This window comes from Williamsia sp. z71 (genome assembly GCF_059553375.1).
This window is the reverse complement of the sequence record NZ_JCANWX010000001.1, coordinates 857,707-884,147: the sequence shown is the minus strand read 5'-3', so window position 1 is coordinate 884,147 and position 26,441 is coordinate 857,707. Positions and strand designations below refer to the sequence as shown.

General features: G+C 67.4%; 1 protein-coding gene. It reads right to left on the bottom strand.

Annotated elements, in window-relative coordinates; translation table 11 throughout:
• Nucleotides 1–16: 16 nt before the first annotated feature.
• Complete coding sequence (locus AC51GR_RS03715; protein WP_496323276.1) at nucleotides 17–26,437, bottom strand: non-ribosomal peptide synthase/polyketide synthase; 26,421 nt, start codon at nucleotides 26,435–26,437, stop codon at nucleotides 17–19.
• Nucleotides 26,438–26,441 lie beyond the last annotated feature (4 nt).

The window sequence follows — 26,441 nt, the reverse complement described above, 5'->3', positions numbered from 1 at the left end:
CCCATCGGATCGACCATCACCGGTCAACACTACTCGACCGGTGGGCGAGGAACTCTGCCAACATCGGGCCCGCCTGCCTGAGCGCATCGGCGCTCATCATTGCCCAGTGCGTGGCGTCGATGCTGTGGTGGACCATGTCTCCGGACACGGCGCCTCGCCACGCGCGCGGCGCGGCGGTGTCGTCGTCGCGCCCCGACCCCGCGGTGAACAGCAGCAGATCGGCGTCGATGGTCCGCGGTTCATAGCGGCGCATCAGCTTCATGGATTCGGTGGCCGTCGCGACCATGTTCTCGAGCCACTCGGCGGTGACGTCAGAGAATGCCGGGCCACCGGCCTCCCGGAGTTTCGCAGCCACGATCGCCGGGGAATCGAGGACCGGGTCGACGCCCATCTCGGCGGGCAGACCCAGACCGGCCACGATCTCGCTCGGCGCGACGCCCTCCTCGCCGAGGGCTCTGGCGGACTCGCCGGGGAAGCTGTCGAACATCACGAGCATCTCGACCTGCTCACCCTGTTCCTGCAACCGGGCCGCCACCGCGTGCGCGATCACCCCGCCGAGCGACCAGCCCAGCAGCCGATAGGGACCGGCCGGCCGGACCGCGCGGATCTCGTCGACGTATCGGGCGGCGATCTCCTCGACCGATTCCGGATGCCACTGCCCGGTCGCCGCCGGCGACTGGACACCGTAGATCGGTATCGCGGAATCCAGCGCATCGGCAAGTCCGCGATAGGCCCAGGACAGACCGAGCACCGGGTGGATGCAGAACACCGGATGGTCGGCGCCCTGCTCTCGGATCGGCAGCATGACGTCGAATACACCGGCGGACGAACCGCCTCCGGATTCTGCACTTGCCGCGATCCCGGTCACGGTCGGATCGAGGAAGATCGCCCGCAGCGACATCGGTGTACCCAGCGCATCGGTGAGCCGGGACACGAGCCGGGTGGCCGACAACGAGTTACCACCGAGTTCGAAGAACGACGCGTCCGCCGACACCCTCTGAAGGCCCAGCACTTCGGCCAGCACGTCCGCGACGATGCGTTCGGTCTCGGTGACCGGGGCCACATACTCCCCGGTGCGGTGGAACTCGGGCAGCGGCAACTGTTTCCGGTCGAGCTTGCCGCTGGGGTTGAGCGGGAACTCGTCGAGCACGACGACCGCGTCGGGCACCATGTATTTCGGCAACGTGTGACCCACGAAGGCGCGCAGCTGTTCGGTGTCGGGGTCGACGCCCCGGTGGGCGATCACATAGGCGATCAGGTGGTCACCGGTCCGCGGATCCTTGTGCACCAGCACTGCGGCCTGGCGGATCGGCGCGTGGGCCAGCACCGCCGATTCGATCTCCTCGAGTTCGATGCGCTGGCCGCGCAGTTTGACCTGGAAGTCGGTGCGCCCGATGTATTCCAGAGCCCCGTCGGCTCGGCGGCGCACCAGGTCCCCGGTGCGGTACATCCGTTCGCCCGGCCCCCCGAACGGGTCGGCGACAAAGCGGTCGCAGGTGATCCCCGGCCGCTGGAGATAACCCCGCGCCAGCTGCGCGCCGCCGAGGTACAGCTCGCCGGCCACACCCGCGGGGGTCGGTCGCAGACCGGAATCGAGCACGTGGGCGGTGACATTCCACTGCGGCACACCGATCGGTATGGTCTGGGTATCTTCCGGTCCGACTTGCCAATTCGTCACACTGACCGCCGCCTCGGTCGGGCCGTACATGTTGTTCAGACTCGCCGAGCACAGCTCCCGGAAACGCTCCGCGGTCTCCGGCGGCAAGGCCTCACCGATCACGAACGCGTGGCGCAGGGTACGTAGTGCGGACGGATCGGCCTCGGCCACGAACACTCCCAACGGCGACGGGACGAACGTTGCCGTGGTGATCCCGTATTGCTCGATGAGCGAGGCCAGATAGCGCATGTCCTTGTGCCCGTCGGGTTTGGCGATCACCAGGGTGGCACCGTTCTGCAACCCCCAGAAGAACTCCCAGACCGACACATCGAACGTCATCGCGATCTGCTGCAGCACCACATCGTCGGGGCCCAGCCGATACTCGGATTGCTTCCACACGAGTTGGTTGACGATGGCCCGGTGGGTGATCACCACGCCCTTGGGCTTTCCGGTCGAACCCGAGGTGAACATGACATAGGCGGTGTTGTCCGGCCTCAGCGGTGCCGTACGGTCGGCGTCCGTGATCGGGCCGGACGGCAGATCCGACAGGTCCAGGGTGTCGATCTCGACGACGGTGAAGGCTTCGGCGACCTCGATTCCGTCACCGGCCGTGGTCAATACGCAGACCGGGTCCGCGATCTGCAGCACGTAGCTGGTGCGATCCGCCGGGTGATCGGGGTCGATCGGGACATACGCCGCGCCGGCCTTGATGATCCCGTACATGCCGACCAGAAGATCGAGTGATCGACGCATCGCGATGGCGACCTTCGATTCGGGTCCCACGCCCATCCCGATGAGGTGCCTGGCGAGTCGGTTTGCGCGGGCATCGAATTCGGCATAGCTCAGCACCTGGCCGTCGAAGACGAGGGCGTCGGCGTCAGGTGTGCGAGCGACCTGGGCGTCGAACATGTCGGCCAGGGTCCGGGCCGGCACGTCGACCTCGGTCGCGTTGAACTCCGCGAGTTGCTCTCGCTCGGCCGGGACCAGCACGTCCACCCGACCGACCCGGCGCTCGGGTTCGTAGACGATCTGGGCGAGCACCTGATCGACCCGCGCCAAGATGGTCGCCACCTCATCGTGGGCGAACACGTCGGCCAGGAACTTCGCCTGCAACCGCACCTCATCACCGGCGGTGATGAACAGTGAGAGCGGAAAGTTGTTCGCATCCACGCCGGAGACGTCGAGGACCCGCAAGCCATCGATGTCGGTGACCGACCCCGATGCCACCGCGTCGACCGGGTACGACTCGAAGACCGTCAGCGTGTCGAAGCCGGCTCCGGCCCCGACCCGCCCGGCGATCACCGGCAACCCCACATAGTGGTGGTCGACCAGTTCGGACTGTTCGACCTGCAACCGCACCAGGAAGTCGGCGAGGGTCTCGGACCGCTCGATCCGGGCCCGCACCGGCAGGGTGTTGATGAACAGACCGATCATCGACTCCACGCCCTCGAGGTGGCCGGGCCGACCCGACACCGTGGCACCGAACACCACGTCGTCGCGGCCGATCAGTCGCGACAGCACCAGGCCCCAGGCCGCCTGCACGATCGTGTTCATCGTCACGCCAAGGCGTTTGGCGAGGGCATCGAGTTCCGCAGTCCGCTCGCGATCGATCTCGAGGAGCAACTCCCCCGGCATGCTCCGCTGTTCCCGGGCACGATTGGCCGGTGCCAGCAACGTGGGCTCGGTGACCTCGGACAACGCCGCCGCCCAATGTTCCACGGACGCCGCCAGATCCCGGCCGGCCAGCCACTGCAGGAACCCCCGGTATGAGCGCGGCGCCGGCAGCACCGTGGCATCTCCGCTGGTCGCGTACAGGGTGAACAGCTCCCGCAGGACCAGGGGCATGGACCAGCCATCGAGCAGGATGTGGTGGCTCGTCATCACGAAGTCGACCCGGTCGTCATCGAGCCGGATTGCGGTGAACCGCATCAGCGGTGCCCGGTCCATCTCGAATCGACGGGTCCTGTCCTCGTCGAGGACCCCGGCCCGCAGCGCCTCGGCATCCGGGTCGTTGCGCAGATCGTGCTCCGCGAACGGAGCCACCGCGGATTCTACGATGACCGCGACGGCTTCGTCGGAGAGATCATCGCGGAATGCGGCACGCAGATTCGGATGGCGATCGAGGAGAGCCTGGGCCGCCAGACGCAACCGCCCGATGTCGATGGTGCCCCCCAGCCGCAGGACGACCTGTGAGGTGTACACATCGAGCGAACCTTCGGCCAGCCTGGCGTGGAACAACATTCCCCGCTGCAACGGCGACAGCGACCACACGTCGGTCATCGACGGATGATCGACGGCCAGCCTGTCGACCGCGTGCTGATCGAGGTTCACCAGCGGTAGATCCGACGGTGTGAACACCCGCGAGTTCGCGGTCGACGACCACCCGGCAACGGCTTCGGAGGCCCGCGCCCACAACTCGATGAGAGCCTGCACCTCGACCTCGCTCAGCAGGGTGTTCGGGAAGGCGAACGTGGCCTCGAGCCGATCACCGGTCACCGCGGCGTTGATGTCGATGGCCGCGGCCACCGGCATGTCCGGATCCGGGCCGGCCGAGGCGGCGAGTTCACCGCTCGGCGCCGGCAGCCACCCGACCGCGCCCGAAGCGGTCTCGGTGCCGATCCGGCCGAGATAGTTGAAACCGATCGCCGGTTGCGGATACGCCGACAACTGCTCCGCGGTAATCGGATTCAGGTATCGCAGCATGCCGTATCCGATCCCCTTGTCCGGGACCGCCAGGAGTTGTTCCTTGATCGCCTTCACGGCGTCGGCCACCGCGGGCCCACCGGCCAGCGCGTCATCGATGTCCACGCCGGTCAGGTCCAGCCCCAACGGGAACATGGTGGTGAACCAGCCCACCGTGCGCGACAGGTCGGCACCGGAGACGACCTCTTCCTCACGGCCGTGACCCTCCAGTTTGATCGTGGTGGCGTCGGCGTGGATGCCGCGGTCGCGCAGCCAGGCGATCGATGCGAGCGCCAGGACGGTCAGCAGACCGTCGTTGACACTGCCACGGAAAACCCTTGGGACCGTGGTGAGCAGCGCATCGGTCACCTCTTCGGAAAGCTGCAGCTTCACCGACTCCACGGTGCCGAACACGTCCACGGCCGGGTCCAGTGGCCGCCCGCCGACATCGGTGCTGCCCTGCTCCATCAGATTCGACCAGAAGCCCACTTCCGCGGCCCGGTCCGGATCGACGGATTGCTCCGACAGCGCGTGCGCCCAGCGCCGCATGGAGGTGCCGACCGGTTTCAGTTGCGGCTGCCGGCCCTGCGAAATCGCCTGCCACGCGGTCACCAGGTCTTCGACGAGAACCCGCCACGACACCCCATCGACCACCAGGTGATGGGCGACGATCAACAGCCGGCCGGCATCGGACACATCAGGTCCGGGTTGCAGCCAGACGAACCGCAACACCTGGCCCCGGCCGAGATCCAATTGGCCCGCTGCCCGTTCGAAGGCCGGTCCGACCAGCGCGGCGAACTCCGGTGTTCCGGGAGTGGCCGAAGGGCCGAACTCGACGCGCTCGATCATTCCCGCGACGTCGATCGCGTGACGGTCGCGGACGTTGATCGTGTTGTCCTCGTATGAAACCGCGGCCCGGAGCATGTCGTGGTGATCGATGACGGCCGAGAGGGTGGCCACCACTTGATCGTGGCCGATGGCGTCGGGCAACGCCACATAGAGCGGCATGATCAGCCGGCTGTGTCCGCCGGGGCGCTCGAGCATCCACCGCACGATGGGCGGGGCCGGCATCTCACCGATTCCGCCGCCGGGCAACTCTTCGAGCACGGTGACGGCGCTGTCGGTGTTCATGGTCGCCACCCGGGCGATCTCGGCAACGGTCTTGTGCTCGAATATGTTTCGTGCGCTGATCAGGACACCGGAGGCCTTGGCGCGGGAGACCAGCTGGATCGAGATGATGCTGTCGCCGCCGAGGGAGAAGAAGGAGTCTGTGACACCGACCCGGTCAACACCGAGAACATCGGCGAACACGGCGGCCAAGACCTCCTCGGTCGGCGTACCCGGCGCGACGTACTCCAGGGCCGACTCGTCGAACGTCGCTTGCGGCAGCGCCTTTCGGTCGACCTTGCCGTTGACGGTCAGCGGCATCTCGTCGAGCACCATCACCACCGCCGGCACCATGTGAGCGGGCAGGGAACGGCCGGCGAAGGCGGTCAGCTCGGAGGCCTCCACCCGCGCGCCGGTGGCCGGTGCCACGTACGAGACCAGCATCGTGGCACCCGACGGACCCTGCGCACCCACGGTGGTGACGAACTCGACCGACTCGTGCTCGGCGAGCACCGCATCGACCTCCCCGAGTTCGATCCGGAATCCGCGGACCTTGACCTGAAAGTCGCTGCGGCCGATGTATTCGACTTCCAGCGTCCCGGATTGCGTCTGTACCCAACGGACCACATCGCCGGTGCGGTACATCCGCCGACCGGGATCGGCGGGATCGGCGACGAAACGCTCGGCACTGAGCCCACTCCTGGAGTGATAGCCACGTGCCAGCTGCACCCCGGAGATGTACAACTCGCCGGGGGCGCCGACCGGCACCGGCCGCAGGAAGCCGTCTCGAATCGACGCCGAGACGCCGCGGATCGGGCCACCGATCGTGGCCGGGTCGCCGGGGAGCAACCGGTCGCTGATGGTCACCATGATCTGCGTCTCGGTCGGCCCGTAGCCGATGTGGAACTGCCGGTCCGGTCCCCAGATCTCGACCAGCCGGTTCGGCACGGCCTCGCCACCGACCGCCAGATGTTGCAGGCTGTCGAGTCCTTCGGGGTCGAGCGTCGCCAGCGCAGCCGGTGTGATGAAGGCATGGGTGGCCCGGTGTTCACGGATGATCGCCGCGAGTTCGTCTCCCCCATAGGTACCCGGGGGCACGATCACCGACACCGCACCCACCGGGACCGCCAGCAACAGTTCCAGCATCGACGCATCGAAGCTGGGTGACGAGAAGTGCAGTGCCCGTGACTGTGTGGTCAGCGCATAGCGTTGCGCCTGCTCGGCGGCGAAGTTCGCCAGCCCGGCATGCGACATCACCACGCCCTTGGGCAGACCGGTCGATCCGGAGGTGTAGATCATGTACGCCGCGTTGTCGACCCGCAGCGCGCGCGGACGCTCTTCCGGCAGCAGCGGCTCGTCGAGGCGCGTCGAGCACTGCATCTCGAACTGCTGATCGTCGAGCACGAACCACTCGGCGGCAGCGGGCAGGTCGGGCCGGTGGGCCTCGATGGTCACACCGATCCGGGCACCCGAATCGCGGACCATGTGCTCGATGCGGTCGGCCGGGTAGGCCGGATCCATCGGGACCAGGATGCCACCGGCCTTCGCGACCGCCCACAGCGCCAGGTGCGAGTACACCGAGCGGGGCAGCGCCGACGCCACCGCGACCTCCGGACCGACGCCGAGCGCGATGAGTTCGCGCGCCAGGCGATTCGACCATCGGTCCAGCTCTCCGTAGCTGACCCGGCGGTGTCCGAGCACGAGTGCGGTCGCCTCGGTCCCGGCGGCCTGGACCGCGGCGGCGAGCAGCTGGGGCAGGAGCACAGCGGGTTCGGCCGGTGCTCCTCTGACGCTCTGCAATTGGGCTCGTTCATCGGCGGAGAGCAGATCGATCGCCCCGACCGATGTCGCAGGCTCGGCGATCAGGGTGTTCAGGGCTGCGACGAATCGCTCGGCGATGCGTTGCATCATCGGCTCGTCGAGCAGCTCCGGTGAATAGATGAACTTGAACTTCAGCGCGCCCCGCATGCTGGCGGTCAGGGTCACCGGATAGTGCGCGGCGTCCTGCCCGGTGAAGCCGGTCACCCGCATTCCGGCGATGTCGGTCTCTGCCGTGGCACCTGCCATGTCGACCGGGAACGACTCGAAGACGGCCAACGTGTCGAACTGCGCGGCCTCTCCCACGGCTCGCTGGATGTCGGCCAACCCCACGTGCTGATGGTCGAGCATGGCGGACTGCTCCACCTGCACCCTGGCCAGCAGCTGATCGACGGTCTCGGCGCCCGTGACGCGGACGCGGACCGGGATCGTGTTGATGAACAACCCGATCATCGATTCGACCCCGGCCACGTCGGCGGGTCGACCGGAAACCGTTGCCCCGAACACGCAATCGGAGCGCCCGGTCAACGCGTTCAGGACGAGTGCCCAGGCCGTCTGCACAAAGGTGTTCGGCGTGACGCCGAGTGCTCTGGATCGGGTCTGCAGCTTCGCCGTGGTTTCCTCGGTGATGCTCGTGTGCAGTTCTGCGGCACCTTCGTGCTGCCGGCGGCCGCGATCGCCGGAGATCAGCAGGGTCGGCCCTTCGACGTCCCCGAGGGCCTCAGCCCAGGCCTGCTGCGATTCTTCGGGCTTCCGCCCGGCCAGCCACGACAGGAAGTCACGGTAGGAACGTGGAGCAGGCAGGACCGAGGCGTCACCTCCCGTCGCGTACAGGACGAGTAGTTCCTTGATGACCAGCGGGGTCGACCAGCCGTCGATCACGATGTGGTGATTGGTGACCAACAGTTCATATCGATCGACGGCGGTACGCAGCAGCGTGAACCGCATCAACGGCGGCTTCTGCATGTCGAAGGGCGCCGCCAGATCCGCGGCGGCCAGCTCGGCCCGGTTCCGCTCGAGGTCCCCGGCACCGGTCGTTCCTGTCAAATCTACCGTGCGCCAAGGAATATCGACGTCACCGAGCACGACCTGCACCGTGTCTCCGGCCTCGTCGGTGACAAAAGCGGTCCGGAAGGCCTGGTGCCGGGCGATCAGCGCGCGGGCACTGCGGCGCAAGCGCTCGGGGTCGACGATCCCGGCCAGGTGCAGGGACATCTGCGCCGAGTACACGTCCACGGCCCCCTCGGCCAGCGAGGCGTGGAAATGCATGCCCCGCTGCAGAGGTGAGAGCGGCCAGATGTCGTCCAGGTCCGGGAACCGACGCTCCAACGCCTCGATCTCGCCTTGTGACAGCGTGACCAGGCCGAGGTCGGACGGCGTCCGGCCACCCGCCCCTGGTGCCGACGCGTATCGGGCGACCTGTTCGAGCGCCGCCGACCACGCCGCGGCCAACTCTCCCACCTGCGCCCGCGTGAACAGCCCGGCCGGGAAATCGATGGCCGCCGACAGTCGTTCTGCCCCATCACGCTCGGACACAACGGCATTGATCTCCAGGGCGGGAACCGGCATGTCCGGGTCCAGCGACGATCCCAGCTCGCCACCGTCGCGGGCCGGAACCCACCCGATCTCGCGCATCTCGTCGGTGAAGTCGATCGCCGACGTCCGACCGAGGTAGTTGAAGCTGATCTGCGGCTCTGGTCCGGTCAGTTCGGTCGCCGTCCGGTTGTTGAGATACCTCAGCAGTCCCCAGCCGATACCGTTGTCGGGCGCCGACCGGAGATTCTCCTTGGTGGCCTTGATCAGCCGGCCCAGATCGTCACCGCCGGCGAGCGCATCATCGAGGTCCAGGCCCGCCAGATCGAGGCGGAGCGGAAATGCCGTGGTGAACCAGCCCACCGTGCGGCCGATCTCGGCACCCGGCAGTGCGCCTTCTTCCCGTCCGTGACCCTCCAGTTGCAGGTAGACGTGATCGGCCGCCCGGCCACGCCGCGACCTCCACGTGGCCAGTGCCAGCGCGAATCCCGTGAGCAGTCCGTCGTTGACACTGCCGCCGAAGGCTTCTGGGACGGCGGTGATCAACATCCTGGTCGTGTCCGCCGACAGCTCGAGCCGGATGCGCTCGGTCGTTTCGACGGTGTCGGCTCCCGGGTCCGGCGCCCGGTCCCCCAATTGCGGGTCGTCCACGTCGATCACGGTGCGCCAGTAGTCGAGTTCTGCCACCCGCTCGGGGGTGTTCGCCATCTCGGTCAGCCCGTGAGCCCATCGCCGCAGCGACGTGCCCACCGGTTGCAGTCGGGGTCCGTCCCCGGCCAGGATGCCACCCCAGGCGGCCGCCAGATCGGGTAACAGGACGCGCCAGGACACACCGTCGACCGCCAGGTGGTGAATCACGATCAGCAGGCGTCCGTTGGTGCGCGATCCCGGCGCCGGTTCGAACCAGACGAACTGGGCAACTGTTCCCGCCTCGGGATCCAATCGATCGGCGGCCGCGCTGAACTCGCGTTGCACCAGCGCCTCGAAATCATCGCTCCCGGGCAGGCTTTCGAACCCGACACGGCGCAGCAGCGACCGGCCCGCTTCGGGTTGCGGTTCCTCGACCCGCAGATGCCCCGGCCCGCCGTCGGCGTCGCGCACCCAGCGCAGCCGCAGTGCATCGTGATGTGAGACCACCGCATCGATCACCGATTCGATCGTCGTCCGATCGATGCCGTGCGGCAGGGTGACGAAGTTCGACTGTGAGAAGCGCTGGTGTCCTCCGGGCGCGGAGAAGAACGCCGCCATGATGGGTGTCAGTGGCAATTCACCCACCCCACCACCGGATAGTTCGGCGATCAGGTTCCGCCCGCCGCCGGAGAGGTCGGTTGCCACCGTCGCCAGCGCGGCAACGGTCTTGTGTTCGAACACGTCTCGTGCCGTCAGACCGATACCGAGCGCCTTTGCCCGGGAGACCAGTTGGATCGACATGATGCTGTCGCCGCCGAGGGCGAAGAACGACTCGACCGCACTGACCCGATCCCGGCCCAGCACTTCGGCGAACACCGCCGCGATCTGGACCTCGGTCTCCGACGCCGGCGCCACGAATGCCGCGCTCTCGACGTTGAAGACGGGCTTCGGCAACGCTTTTCGATCGAGCTTTCCGTTCGTCGAGGTCGGCATGCGCTCGAGCACCGTGAACGAATCAGGGATCATGTAGTCCGGCAACGATGTGGCGATCGCGGTGCGCAAGGTGGCCACGTCGATCAGTTCATCTTCGGCGGGTGTCACATAGGCCGCCAGCCGGCGTCCGTGCTCGCTCTCCACGGCCAGTATCGCGACCTGACCGACCGAGTCATGCCGGGCCGCCGCCGTCTCGATCTCGCCGAGTTCGATTCGCAGGCCCCGGATCTTGATCTGGTGGTCGGTCCGTCCCAGGTATTCGAGTTGCCCGCGACGATTGATCCGCGCCAGGTCACCGGTGCGGTACATGACCGCACCCGGGTCACCCAGGGGATCTGCCACAAACCGGTCCGCGGTGAGATCCGGGCGGCCCAGATAGCCACGCGCCAACTGGATTCCGGCGAGATACAGCTCACCGCCCGTTCCCGGCGGCACCGGCCGCAGACGCGCATCGAGTACGTAGGCCCGGGTGTTCCACACCGGCTTTCCGATCGGCACCACACCCGATTCCGTGCCGTCGACCCGGTGGTCTGTCGCGGTGACGGTGGCCTCGGTGGGTCCGTACTGGTTGTCGAGGAACGCTGTGTTGTGTTCGAGGAATTGCCGTGCCAGTGACTCCGGCAGCGCCTCACCACCCACGGCCAGCCCCCGCACCGATCCGGGCAGGGCCGGTCGCGGACCGTTCACCAGGACCGCGAGCATCGAGGGGACGAAATCGAGCAGGGTTACATCCCATCGCTCGACGATCTCGATCAGGTATTCCGGATCCCGGTGACCGTCGGGCCTGGCGATCACCAGATGTGCCCCACACGCGAACGGCACGAACAACTCCCACATCGAGGCGTCGAACACCAGCGGCGTCTTCTGCAGGAAGGTGTCCTGTGCGCAGCACTCCAACGCGGCCGCCATCCAGCGGATCTGGTTCACCGCGGCCGCATGGCTCACCATCACGCCCTTGGGCTTGCCGGTCGAACCCGAGGTGAAGATGACGTATGCCGAATTCTCCGGTCGCAGCGGAGCCCGCCGCTCCGAGTCCGTCAACCGGCCGTTGCCGAACCCCGACAGGTCCACCCGGTCGAGATCGATGAGGGCGCAGTCGACGACCGACGACATCGGATCCGGCGCGTTGGTCAGAACACAGACCGGGGCAGCCTGATCGAGGACCGCGGCGATCCGGTCACGCGGCTGGTCCGGATCGACCGGCACGTAGACGCCGCCCGCCTCCATCACCGCATGGATGGCGACCATCATCTCGATCGACCGGTGCACCGCCACGACGACGGTCACCTCCGGTCCGGTGCCCTGTTCGATCAGCAGGCGGGCCAGTGCGTTGACCCGAGCGGAGAACTCCGCGTAGTCGAGAGTCGTGTCCTCGAAGGTGATGGCCGGGGCGTTCGGTGCCACATCGACACCGGCGGTGAGGAAGTCGGTCAACAGCCGTTCGTCGACCGGGACCGCGGTGTCGTTGAGTTCGTGCAGGATCAGCGCCCGCTCGCGCTCGTCGAAGAGATCGATGTCCCCGACCCGCCGCTCCGGCTCGGCAACAGCGGCGGTGAGCACCCGCAGGAAGCGCTCGCTCATCGCCTCGATGGTCGACCGGTCGAACAGTGCGGTGGAGTAGGCGAACACGCCCGCATATCCCGACTGTGCACCGTCGGGGCCGACCTTCGGTGACAGGGAGAGCTCGAGGTCGTACTTCACCTCGAACAATTCGACCGGCAACGGACTGATGGCGAGATCCGGCAGGTCGAGCGCCGGGCGGTCGACGTTCTCGAAACCGAATGACACCTGTGCCAACGGCGCATAGGCCGTCGACCGTTGGGGGTTCAGGACCTCGACCATCCGCTCGAACGGGACGTCGGCATGAGAGAACGCACCGAGATCCGCATCCCGCACGGCCGCCAGTGTCTGCGTGAACGTGGCATTGCCGTCCACCGACGTCCGCAACACCAGCGTGTTGACGAACATCCCGACCAGCCGGTCGAGCGCCTGCTCACCCCGACCGGCGATCGCGGTGCCCATGGCGATGTCGCCGGAGCCCGAGATCCGGGCCAGCAGCACCGCAAAGGCGCTCTGCAGCACCATGAACGCGGTGGTACCCGTCCGCTTGGCGATGTCCTCGACCGACTCCGCGAGCTCGGCCGGAACCGAGAACGGCAATCGCTCACCCGCGGTGGACTGCACCGGGGGCCGGGGCCGATCGGTCGGCAGTTCGAGCACATCGGGCAGGTCGGCCAAAGTCTCACGCCAGTAGGCGATTTGCCGGGAGATCACCGATTCGTTGTCGGTTTCGGAGCCGAGGACCTCGTGCTGCCACAGCGTGAAGTCCGCATATTGCACGGGCATCGGCTGCCAGTCCGGATCGCTTCCCTGCTGCGCCCGTGACAGGTACGCCACCATCACGTCCTGGGCCAGCGGCGCCATCGACGCGCCGTCGGCACTGATGTGGTGCACGACCACGACGAGCACATGGTCGTCGGGACCGATGCCGAACAGTGCGGCCCGCAACGGCACCGATTCGGTGACGTCGAATCCCCTGCGGCCGAACGTGATCGCCGCCGCGACGACCTCGCCTTCGGGGACCTCCACGGTCTTCAGCGAAACCCCGGCCTCGGCCACGGACAACACCCGTTGTTCGGGTCCTTCCGGACCGGACGGGAACACCGTCCGTAGCGATTCATGGCGGCCCAGCACGTCATCCATCGCAACTTTGAGAGCTTCGATGTCGAGCGTTCCGGTCAACCTGACCGCCATCGGAATGTTGTAGGCCGCCGACGTGGTGTCGAACTGGTTGAGGAACCACATCCGTTGCTGCGCCATCGACAGCGGGATCCGGGCCGGCCGGTCGCGTCGGGTGAGCGGCGGGTGACCGGACTCCCGCTTGGTCGCAACCGATGCGGCGGCGGCGATTCCGGACACGGTCGGCGCGTCGAAGATCGCCCGGACCCCGAGCTCGACGTCGAGGGCCTGATTGACCCGGGCGACGACGCGGGTCGCCGAGAGCGAGTTCCCGCCCAGTTCGAAGAAGTCGGCATCGACCGACACGCGTTCGACACCGAGGACGTCGGCGATGACCCCGGCCACGATCTCTTCGACCGGGGTCCGCGGAACCCGGAACTCCCCGTCGGCCTCCCACACCGGGGCCGGAAGTGCCCGCCGATCGATCTTGCCATTGGTCGTCAGGGGCATCTGTTCGAGTTCGACAACCGCGGCGGGCACCATGTGCGATGGCAGCTCTCGCCGCGCGTGCGCCCGCAATTCCGGCGAATCGATCTGCATACCGGGGGCGCTGGTGACGTAGGCGACCAGAGCCACCGACCCGCTCGCCGTCCGTACGTCCACTGTGGTCGACATGCCCACGGCCGGATGACGTGACAGCACCGCGTCGATCTCGCTGAGTTCGATCCGGAATCCACGTATCTTCAGCTGGAAGTCCGCCCGGCCGATGTAGTCGATCACGTACTCGTCGTCGTTGATCACCCAGCGGACCACGTCACCGGTCCGGTACATCCGGCTGCCCTCGGGCCCAAAGGGGTTCGCGACGAACGTGCCGGCGCTCAGGCCGGTCCGGTTCAGGTAACCCCGCGCCAGCCCGCCGCCGATCATGTAGAGCTCGCCGTCGACGCCGACGGGAACCGGGCGCAGCCGGGAATCGAGCACCACGGCCTGCATACCCCGGAACGGCGCTCCGATGTCGATCGGGCGATTGCGGCGCAACGGAACGCTGACCGTGCAGATGATGGTGGTCTCGGTGGGGCCGTACATGTTGATCACGTCCCGGCCTTCGGCCCAGGCCTCGATCAGCTCCGGCGGCGTCGCCTCACCACCGAGGACCACGGTGCGATAGGTGTCCAAGCCGGCCGGATCAACCGTCGCCAACGCGGCAGGCGGGATGAATGCCATCTCGACTGCCTTGTCCCGCAGCAGGTCAGCGAGTTCGCGACCGCCGTACACGCCCGTCGGGACAACAACCATCGTGTTGCCGCCTGCCGCGCCGAGCAGGAGATCGAAGATGGCCCCGTCGAAACCGGGCGAGGAGAACAACGCGGTACGGACCGCGGTTTCGCCGCGGGTCACCCGCTTCTTGATGGATTCGTGGACCGCCGCCAGACCACGGTGTGTGGCGACCACACCCTTGGGCTTTCCGGTCGAACCCGACGTGTAGATGGTGTAGGCCACGTTGTCCACCGACGCCGCGGTGCGATCGGCAGTTGTCAGCGGCGCGTCCGGCAGGTGTGCCAGGGCCCGGCTCGTCGCGGGATCGTCCAGGACCAGCCACTCGATGTCGGTCGGCAATTTGTCCAGCAACGATGCCGTGGTGATCCCGAACCGAGCACCGGAATCGGCGAGGATGAACCGCATCCTCGACATCGGGTACGACGAGTCGAGGGGAACGAACGCCGCTCCGGTCTTGCTGATCGCCCACACGGTGATGATCCATTCGATGGACCGCGGCAGCGCGACCGAGAGGAAGGACTCGCGAACGGCGCCGCGCTCGAGAAGGCTGCGCGCCAGCCGATTCGACGCGGCGTCGAGCTCCCGGTAGGTGATCGACCGTTCGTTCTCGATCACCGCGACCATATCCGGATACCGGGCGGCACCCCGCGCGAAGAGGGCATCGAGTGTCATCGGTTCCGGATTCGGCCCGTCGTTGTAGGGGACGACCTCTCCGCGTTCGGCCCGGTCCAGGAGTTCGAGGGCTCCCACTGCCACCTCGGCGTCGTCGGCCACGGCGCGGCACACGCGCACGAAGTAGTCGGTGAAACGTTGCGCGGCCACCGGATCGAACAGGTCGGCGGCGTACGTCAGAGTCGCGTCCAGCACCGGGCCGCCCTCGGTCTCGCGCTCCATCATCATCAGTGCGAGGTCGTACTTCGCTGTCTCCAAACCGGATTCGACCGGTTTGATGACCAGATCCGGTAGGTTCAGCTCGGCCCGCTCAACGTTCTGGAAAGCCAATGCCACCTGCGCCAACGGTGAGTGCGACCGGGAGCGTTCCGGGTTCAACGCCTCCACCAGTTGTTCGAACGGCAATTCGGAATGGCTGAAGGCGGCAAGGTCGGATTCGCGCACCCGGTGCAGCAGATCCACAAAACGCAGATCGGGATCGGTGCGGGTCCGCAGCACCAGGGTGTTGACGAACATCCCGATCAGGTCGTCGAGCTCGCGTTCACCCCGCCCGGCGACCGGGGTCGCGACCGCGATGTCGTCGCCGCCGGTCAACCGGGACAACAGCACCACCAGGCAGGCGTGAACGGTCATGAACAGTGTTGCGCCACTGTCGGTACCGAGAGCGGCCAGCGCGGCCCTGGTCGCCGCGTCGAGGGTGAAGTCGACGGTTCCCGCCCGGAACGACTGCACCGGGGGACGCGGATACGTCGTGGGCAGTTCGAGCACCGTGGGCAGGTCGGTGAGCTCGGCCCGCCAGAACTCCAGCTGCTCGGTCGCGACCGACTCGGGGTCATCGATGGAACCGAGCCAGTTGCGCTGCCACACACTGAAATCGGCATACTGCACCGCCGGCGGCGCCCAGGCGGGCGCCCCGCCCTGCATCCGCGCGACGTACGCGGTGACCAGGTCCCGGGCCAGCGGGGCTCGGGATGCCCCGTCGGAGGCGATGTGGTGGATCGACATCAACAGCACGTGCTCGTCCTGGCCGGACTCGATCAGCGCGACCCGCAACGGGATACGCTTCGCGACGTCGAACCCCTGTGAGAAGAACCCGATCATCTGTGATGCGAGATCGTCCTCGCCGCAGGTGATGCGGGCGACATCGATATCCGCATCGGCGACATCGAGGATGTGCTGGTGTGGTCCGGTCTCGGAATCGGGGAAGACCGTGCGCAGCGATTCATGGCGCTCGAGCACATCGAGCAACGCTGCGGTGAGGACGTCGATGTCGAGGCTTCCGGTGAGCCTGATCGCGACCGGGATGTTGTAGACCGGTGACGTGGTGTCGAATTGATTGAGGAACCACATGCGCTGTTGTGCGAGCGAGAGCGGGATGGCGGCCGGGCGCACGCTGGCCACCAGCGGTGGCCGCGTGCGACCCTCCCCCGCGCTGCGCCCGAGTCGCGACGCCAGTCCGGCGACCGACGAATCCTCGAACAGATCGCGTAGCCACAATCTCGCGTCACCGGCGGCGTTGAGGCGGGCCACGACCCGGGTCGCGATCAGTGAGTCGCCGCCGATGTCGAAGAACCGATCGTCGACGGAGACCCGTTCCAGACCCAGGACCTCACCGAAGACTGCCGCGACCATCTCCTCGTACACGGTGACCGGTGCCCGGTAATCGGCTGCAGCGCTGCCGAACTCCGGATCCGGCAACGCCCGCCGGTCGAGTTTGCCGTTGACGGTCAGTGGCAACTCGGCCAGGACGACAACCGCCGACGGGACCAGTGCTGCCGGCAAGAGCTCCCGCGCACGTTCGAGCAGATCCTCCGGTTCGCCGCCCGTGGTGGTCTCCGGGACCACGTAGGCGACCAGCCGGTCGAGCCCCTGCGGACTTGTCTTGAGCGCAACGGCGCACTGTCGGATCCGCCCATCGGAGGCCAGGGCGCCCTCGATCTCGCCGAGCTCGATCCGGATGCCACGCAGCTTGACCTGCAGGTCGGCCCGGCCCAGGTAGTCCAGGGTTCCATCCATCCGGCGCCTCGCCAGATCACCGGTGCGGTAGAGCCGCACGCCGGGTTCGCCCTGCGGATCGGCGACAAATCGTTCCGCGGTCAGCCCCGGCTTCGAGGTGTATCCGCGGGCCAGCTGAACACCACCGAGATACAGTTCGCCCACCGCGCCCGGGGGTGCTTCGCGCAAGGCTCCATCGAGCACGCGCGCAACCACATTCGGCACCGGCAGTCCGATACCCACCGATCCGCGCACGACATCGTCGGCACCGGTCTGCAGCCTGGTCGAGGTGACCGTCGACTCGGTGGGTCCGTATTCGTTGTGCAGCGAGGCATCCGACATCGACCGGAAGCGGCTCAGCGACGTCACCGACAGCGCCTCACCACCGCAGAAGACCATGCGCAGGGACGAGATCTCGTCGGGTTCGACGGCGGACAGGAAGACATCGAGCATCGAAGGCACGAAGTGCATCGCGGTGATCCGATGGCGCGACACCACCTCGGCGAGGTAGCGCGGATCTCGATGGCCATCCGGGGTCGCGATCATCAGTGCGGCGCCCTGCGTCAGGGGCCACCACAGCTCACGCACCGACGCGTCGAAGGTGAACGGCGTCTTCTGGAGAAGCCGGTCATCGGATCCGAGCCGATACACCGATTGCCGCCACTGCACCATGTTCACCACCGAACCGTGGGTGACCTCAACCCCCTTGGGCAGACCGGTTGATCCGGACGTGAACACCACGTACGCCAGGTGATCGGGCCGCAGCGGCGCCACTGACTCGGACGCATCGATCGTGGCACCACTGAGGCGCGCGAATTCGTCTCCCAGCGAGTCGATCTCGAGAACCAGACTGTCTCCGAGACGATCCTGTGGTCGCGCCGAGGTGGTCAATGTCAGCATGGTTCCGGACGCGCGCATGATGTGCTCGATGCGCTCGGGCGGGGCATCGATGTCGACCGGGACGTACGCGCCGCCCGCCTTCGCCACGGCATAGATCGCGATCATCAGGTTCGTCGACCGCTCGATGAGCAACGCAACCCGTTTCTCGGGTCCGACCCCCTGCCCGATCAGCACTCTCGCGAGCCGGTTGACACGGGCATCGAACTCCTCGTATGTGAGGACCTCGTTCTCACCGATGATCGCGGTGGCCGTGGGTGTTCGGGCGACCTGATCATCGAAGAGATCGACCAGCGTCCGCGTCCCCATCGGTTCCGGCGACGGGTTCCACCCGGCGGTCGTGGCCAGTTCCGCCGGCGAGGCCGGCTGCAGCGCGGCCAGTCTCGCCGTCGGGTCGGCGATGAAGGACCGCAGCACCCGCAGCAGTCGATCGAGGTGCGAGTCGGCGACGTCCTCGGAGAAGCTCTCCCGCGCGAACTTCGCGGCGAAATGCAGACGATCGGTGTTCGCTGCCACGATCGACAACGGGAAGTGGCTGGCCGCAGCGGATTCGACATCACGCAACCGGACACCGGCGATGTCCACACCACCGCCCACCCCGGCGCTGTCGACGGGATAGGACTCGTAGAGGACCGCGGTGTCGAAGACCGCCCCGGGGCCGCCGTGTCGGTGGATGTCCGCCAACCCAAGGTACTGATGGTCGAGCAGGTCCGACGACGCGCTCTGCAGACGCTGCAGGAACTCGGCCACCGCCAGCGCGTTGTCCACGCGGACGGCCACCGGCACCGTGTTGATGAACAGACCGATCATCGATTCCACGCCCGTGATCGACGGAGGCCGGCCGGAGACGGTGGAACCGAAGACCACGTCGGTGCGGTTTGTCATGGCGCCGAGCACGATTGCCCACGCACCCTGGACTACAGTGTTCATCGTGACACCCAGCCGGCCGGCGAGTGCCGTGGCCTGCTGCGTCTCGTGCACGCTGAGTTCACGCGTGACCACACCCGGCAGCGACGCCTGATCCTGCCCCCGTGACCGTGGCGACAGCAGTGTCGGTCCGTCGACGTCGGACAGGGCCCGTTGCCAGGCCGCCGCCGAGGCGGTGCGGTCCTGCTGCTGCAACCATTGCAGATAGAGGCTGTACGGGCGCGTGGCAGGCAGCGACGATCGGTCGGCATCGGTGGCGTAGAGCACCATCAGCTCGCGCAGTACGAGTGGCGTGGACCAACCATCGAGTATCGCGTGGTGATTGGTGATCACCACGTCCCAGCGATCCGGTGCCAATGCCAACGCGGCGATCCTGATCAGTGGACCCGCGGACATGTCGAAACCGGTGGCCCGGTCGGCAGCCAGGATCCGGTCGCGTTCGGCCACCCTGGCGGATTCGCCGATCGTCGACAGGTCATGCACCGTGACACCGACATTCAGGCCGGTACGCACCAGCGCCACCGCACCGAGGTCCTCGTCGACGACAAAGGTGGACCGCATGCTCTCGTGCCGGTCCAGCAGGGCGTTCGCGGCCCGGCCGAGCCGTTCGACATCGAGTCGCCCGTCGAGACCGAGCACGAACTGCGCGACGTACACGTCGACCACCGCAGCCGATTCGCGGGCCATCAACGCATGGAACAGCATCCCGTGCTGTAGCGGCGAGAGCGGCCACACGTCGGCGATGCCGGGGTGGGCTTTTTCCAGTGAGTCCAGTTGCCCCTGGGTGGCGCTCACGAGGGGCAGATCGGAGGGGGTCAGCCCGCCCGCATCGGGCTGCGCGGCGTGGTGGGCGATGGCTGCGACCGCGGTCGTCCAGTGCTCGGCCAGCGCGACGATCTCGGATTCGGCGAACAGATTGCCGGCGTAGGTGAACGTTGTCGACAGCGTTCCACCGCCGACCACCGAGACGTTCACATCGATCGCAGCACCGAGTCCCATGTCGGGATCTGTTGCACCGCCGAGGTTCTGACCTTCGGTCACCGGAACCCAGCCGTGCCGGGTCATGTCGTCGGTGACCTCTTGTCCACCGAGCCGGCCCAGATAGTTGAAGCTGACCTGCGGAATGGAGGCGGCGGCGAGAACCGGAGCGGTGCGGGCATTCAGATACCGCAGGAGGCCGTATCCGACCCCGTTGTCGGGGACCGCTCGCAGCGTCTCCTTGACCGCCTTGATCAGCCCTCCGGCGGAGCGTCCGCCGGCCAGCGCGTCGTCGACATCGACATCTCCGATGCCCAGACGGACCGGATACACCGTGGTGAACCAGCCGACGGTCCTCGACAGGTCGGCGCCCGGGGCGACACTCTCTTCGCGACCGTGGCCCTCGAGGGTCAGCCCGAGCGGGGACCGCGCGTCGGGGACACCACGGTCACGACGCCAGGCGGTGATCGCCAGCACGAGCGCGGCCAGCAGCCCATCCTGGACACCGGCCCCGTAGGCCCGGGGAACCGCGGTGGTCAACACCTCGGCCACCTCGGCCGGCAGGGTGACCGATTGCTTCCGAGCGGTCCGCATGGTATCGGCTCTCGAATCGAGAGCCCTTGCGCCCAGGGGGGATTCGTCGAGATCTGACACCGACTGCCAGTACGGCAGTTCACCGGTGCGTACGGGATCGCTCGCCTGCGCGGCCAACGCATGGGACCACCGGCGCATCGACGTCACCTCTGTGCCGAGGCCCAGGGTCACGTCGGCGGTCAGTTCGGCCCAGGCACCGGCCAGCGCGGGAACGATGATCCGCCAGGAGATCCCGTCGACGGCGAGGTGGTGCAGCACGAGCAGCAACCGGCCGTTTCCGTCGACACCCGTGGCGGGTCGGAACCACACGAACCTGGCCATCACGCCGGCGGCGGGATCGAGTCGATCCGCGGCGTCGTCGAGGGCGGCGCGGGCAAGTGCGGCGAATCCTTCGGTCGACGGCAGCGCATCGGTGCCGAACTCCATCGTCGTGATGGACCGTTCCACGTCGATTCCGCCGACCGGATCGACCACCAGCCCCGGAGCGGACCCGTCCGCGGTGTCGAGATGCGCTCGGAGCACGTCATGGCTGTCGAGGATCCGGCCGAGTACGGCAACGAGCGTGGGCTGATCGATACCCGGCGGCAAGGTGAGCATCACCGCCTGCGAGAAGCGATCGCCCATCCCACGTTCGAGCGCCCAGTGCATGACCGGGGTCAGCGGCATCTCGCCGACCCCACCTCCGTCGAGTTCTTCGAGCACCGGCGTCATGTCGGCGGACTGCAGGACCGCCACCTCGGCCAGCCCGGCAACCGTCTTGCGCTCGAACACATCTCGCGCGGTGATCTGGACACCGGCATCCTTGGCCCGGGACACGAGTTGGATGGACACGATGCTGTCACCACCGAGCGCGAAGAAGGAGTCGGTCACGCCGACCTGCGGTACCCCCAGCACCTCTGCGAACACACCGGCCAAGACCTCTTCGAGCACCGAGGACGGCGCCACATACGATGTGCTCGCGATGGCCGCGAAGTCGGGTTCCGGCAGGGCCGCCCGGTCGAGCTTGCCGTTCACCGTCATCGGTACCAAATCGAGCACCATGACAACGGACGGGACCATGTACTCGGGCAGGGACTCGGCGGCATGCCGCAGCAGCTCGTCGGTGTCGACGGTGAAGCCTTCGACCGGAACGACCGTGGACACCAGGACCGTCGCGCCCGTCGGCCCGGCGCGCCCCTGCGTCACCGCGAAATCAATGGTCTTGTAACTCTGCAGAACTGCGTCGATCTCACCGAGTTCGATCCGGAACCCGCGTACCTTCACCTGGAAGTCACTGCGGCCCAGATACTCCAGGTTCGCGTCCCCGGCCGGATCACTCATCCACCGCACGACGTCACCGGTCCGGTACATCCGGGTCCCGGCATCGCCGAACGGGTTCGCCACGAACCGGTCGCTGGTCAACCCCGCCCGGCAATGGTATCCACGGGCCATCTGCAGTCCGCCGATGTACAGCTCACCGCTGACCCCGACCGGTACCGGACGTAGGCTCCGGTCGAGGACCATCGCCGAGACGCCGCGGATCGGGCCACCGATGGTCATGGCGCCATCGGGCTGCAATGGCCGCGACATGGTCACCATGATGATGGTCTCGGTCGGGCCGTAGCCGTTGTGGAAGTGCCGGCCCGGCGCCCAATCCCTCATCAGACTCTCGGGTACGGCCTCGCCGCCGACCACCAGCTCCCGAAGTGAGTCGGCGTCGCCGGCGTTGACGGTGGCCAGCGCCGCCGGCGTGATGAACGCGTGGGTCACCGAGGCCGCGGTGATCACCCGGGACAACTCGTCGCCGCCGTACACCCCTGGCGGCACGATCACCAGTGCGGCCCCGGCCGACACGGCGAGCAGCAATTCGAGCATCGATGCGTCGAAGCTCGGCGACGAGAGATGCAGGACGCGGGCCTGCGAGGTCACCGAGTATCGCTCTCGCAGTTCCGTGGCGAAGTTCGCCATGGCCCGGTGGGTCACCACCACGCCCTTGGGCACCCCGGTCGAGCCCGAGGTGTAGATCATGTACGCGGCATTCTCGATGTGCTGCGGCGACAGTCGAACCGGGACCTCGCCCCCGGATGCAGCGGCCTCGTCCAGCACCTGCCGGGTCTGCGGGTCGTCCAGAACCACCCACCGCACCGAATCCGGTAATTGCGGACGATGCTCAGAGAGCGTGATGCCGATCGCCGCACCGGAATCGGTGATCATGTGATCGATGCGGTCCCGCGGGTAGGCCGGATCCACCGGCACAAACGCGGCCCCCGACCTGACCACCGCCCACAGGCCGACCTGCTCGTCGAATGATCTCGGAAGAGCCAGTGGGACAAACTGATCGGCCCGGGCGCCTTCGGAGATCAGGATCTGCGCCAGCGCATTCGATCGTCGGTCGAGTTCCCGGTAGCTGTGGACGTCATCGCCCCAGATCACCGCGGCGGCGTTCTCATCGACGCTCGCCGCCGAGTCGAGCAACTCACCGAGCGTGACCGGCGCTTCCGGGGCCGAACCCACGACCGGGCACAGGTCGGCGATCTCGGAATCGGAGAGCACACCGATGCGTCCGACGATGATGTCCGGCTGCGCCACCGCCTGTTTCAGTATCCGGATGAAGCGCTCGGCAAGATCCTCGATCGACGCCTGGTCGAAGAGGTCCGTGGCGTAGACGAACATCCCCGCCAGGCCGCCGGCAGTTGTCGGGTTCAGCGCCAGCTGCAGATCGAACTTGGCAAACGTGACACCGCTGTCGTACTCGGCGATCGACAGATCCGGCGCATCCAGGACCGGGGGTTCGTTGTTCTGCAGGGCCAGCGTGACGCCGAAGATCGGGGTGTGTGCGGTGGTGCGCTCTGGCGCAAGCACTTCCACCAACCGCTCGAACGGCACATCCGCATGGGCCAGGGCTCCGAGGTCGGAGTCGGCGGTGGCCCGCAACAGTTCGGCGAAGGTGGCCCCCGGTTTGATCTCGGTACGCAGCGCGAGGGTGTTGACGAACATGCCGACGAGCCCGTCCAGTTCGCGTTCTCCACGGCCTTCGATCGGTGTCCCGATGACGATGTCGTCCATTCCGGACAGCACCGAGAGCGTCAGCGCGAACGCCGCGTGGAGCACACTGAACTCCGTGGTGCCGCGCTCGGACGCCACTGCGGCGATCTGCTGGTGCAGGGCACCGTCGATGGTGAACTCGGTACGACCGCCGAGCATCGAGGGGCGGTCGGGCCGCGGCCGATCGGTCGGAAGCTCGAGGACCGCCGGGATGTCCGCCAGGGCATCGGTCCAGTAGGAGATCTGCCGCGAGACCAGCGACTCCGGATCCGACTCGGATCCGAGCAGTTCATGCTGCCAGAGAGCGTAATCGGCGTATTGCACGGGCATCGGCTGCCAGGTGGGCCCCTCACCGCTCGACAATCCCAGGTACGCGGCGACCAGATCCCGCGCCAGCGGCGACAGGGATGCGCCGTCGGCGGCGATGTGGTGCAGCACCAGCACCAGCACATGCGAGGTCGGGCCGAGCCGGAAGATTGCCGGGCGGACCGGGACCTCGACGGTCATGTCGAAACCCCGTGATGCCAAGGCCGCCAGCCGGTTCCGCAGATCGTCCTCGTCCTCGACGTCGATCGGGTCGAGCGCGAGATCGACCTGGGCCGGGTGCAGGATCTGCTGCCACGGTCCGCCCTCCCCCGAGGGGAAGACGGTGCGCAACGCTTCATGACGTTCGATGACTCCCCGGACCGCACGCGCGATCAGGTCGAGGTCGATCGAACCGGTCAATCTGACGGCCAACGGCAGATTGTATGCGGGCGAGGACGTGTCGAACTGGTTGATGAACCACATCCGGGACTGGGCCAGCGACAACGGCGGGTGCTCCGGACGGGCCCGGGGTCCCAGCCGCGGACGGTCTGCCGTGCCGGCGGCCGATTCGGCTCCGGCGGCGAAGCCCGCCACCGTCGGGGTCCGGAACAATTCGGCGAGACCGATGTCCGCGTCGAGCATGGAATTGACCCGCGCCACGACGCGCGTCGCCGACAGCGAGTTACCACCGACGTCGAAGAAGGAGTCGTCCGCGCCCACCCTCTCGGCGCCCAGCACTTCCGCGAAGACGGCGGCCACCACCTTCTCCGTCGATGTGCCCGGCTCCCGGTACGGGGTGGCCGATCTGGCTGCGTGCGGGCGGGGCAATGCCTTTCGGTCGAGCTTCCCGTGCGAGGTCAGCGGCAACTCGTCGAGCGCAATGATCGTGGCCGGGATCATGTAGTCCGGCAGGAACTCTGCGAGCTGCCTGCGCACCGGGTCGTCGTCCTCGACATCGGTGGTCGGCCGGACGGCGTAGCCGATCAGGCGCTCGAACCCCGAGTCGTCCGAGTCGACCACGACCACGGTTCTGGCCGCCCCGGTCACCCGGGCGAGCACCGTCTCGACCTCACCGAGTTCGATCCGGAACCCACGCAACTTCACCTGGAAGTCGGTGCGTCCCAGGTACTCCAGATCACCGTTCGGCCGGCGCCGGGCCTCGTCGCCGGTCCGGTACATCACCGCGCCCGCCGGACCCGCCGGGTCGGCCACATAGCGCGCGGCGGTCAGGTCCGGGCGATTGACGTAGCCTCGCGTGATCTGCGGGCCGGCGAGATATATCTCGCCCGGGATGCCCGGCGGGACCTCTCTCAACCGCCGGTCGAGGAGGTACGCACGCAGACCCTGGTACGGGGTGCCGATGGCGACCACCGACAGCGACAGGTCGTCGTCGCCGCTCGGATGCCGCGTACCCGAGACGGTGAACTCGGTGGGCCCGTATTCGTTGCTCACCGCGGCATTCAGTTTGGCGCGAATCTGTCCGAGGAGTTGCGACGTCAGTTGTTCTCCGCCGCTGAGGATCTCGCGGAGCGATTGCCCCTCCCCCGGTTGCAGCGCGTCGACGAAGACCGCCAGCATGGACGGCACGAAGTGCATCACCGTCACGCCGTGATGATCGACCGCGGTGGCGAGATATCGCGGGTCCCGCTGCCCGTCGGCGGCGGCGATGGCCAGACGTGCTCCGCTGACGAGCGGCCACCACAGCTCGCGCACCGCGGCATCGAACGTCACCGGGGTCTTCTGCAACATGCAGTCGGCCGGGCCGACCCGGTAGACCTGCTGCCGCCGCGCCAGGAACTCACCCACCGAGCGGTGCGAGGCCACAACACCTTTGGGGCGTCCGGTCGACCCGGAGGTGAAGATGATGTACGCCGGGTTGTCCGCACGGAGCGGAGCGCGACGCTCCGCGTCCGTGATCGGGCCGTCGCCCTGGGCAGACAGATCCAGCAGATCCGGATCCACCACAGGCGTTCCGGCCGGAACCGTCAGGCCGTCCGCGCCGCGCGTGAGTACGCAGAGCGGTTGCACCGAGGAGATGATCTCGGCGATCCGCGCCGGCGGATGATCCGGGTCGACCGGCACATAGGCGCCGCCCGCCTTCACGATCGCGTAGATGGCCACCATCATGTCCGGCGAGCGTCGGACACCCATCACCACCCGAACCTCGGGGCCGACGCCGATGCCGATCAGATGGCGGGCCAGACGGTTGACCCGCCGGTCGAACTCGGCATAGGTCCAGGTCGTGTCGTCACCGATGAGTGCGACCGCCTCCGGTGTCGCCGCCACCTGCCGTTCGAACAGGTCTGCCAGCGTCGCGGTGGTCGTCGCGGCGGACTCCGCCTCGGCCACTGCCAGGACCTGCCCCACGGCCCTCGCCAGGGCACCGTCCGCGGCGGCAATCGTCGGGGACAAGCCCGAGATGACCACGGACAGCACTTCGTTCGGGCCCATCCCCCGATCTGCCAGCGGTGCGGCCAGCAGACCCAGGCGCGCCTCGAGGTCTACCCAGGGGACCCCGGCCCCTTCGTGTTCGAATGCAACGGCACCGGGATCACGCGCTGCGAGTCGACTGATCGCATCGAGCAACTGCGCGAACGGCAATGTGTCCTCCTGGGGAACGTGATGATTGTGGTCTCGGGTGCGCGTTGTCCTGTTCTGAACCGCCATCGCC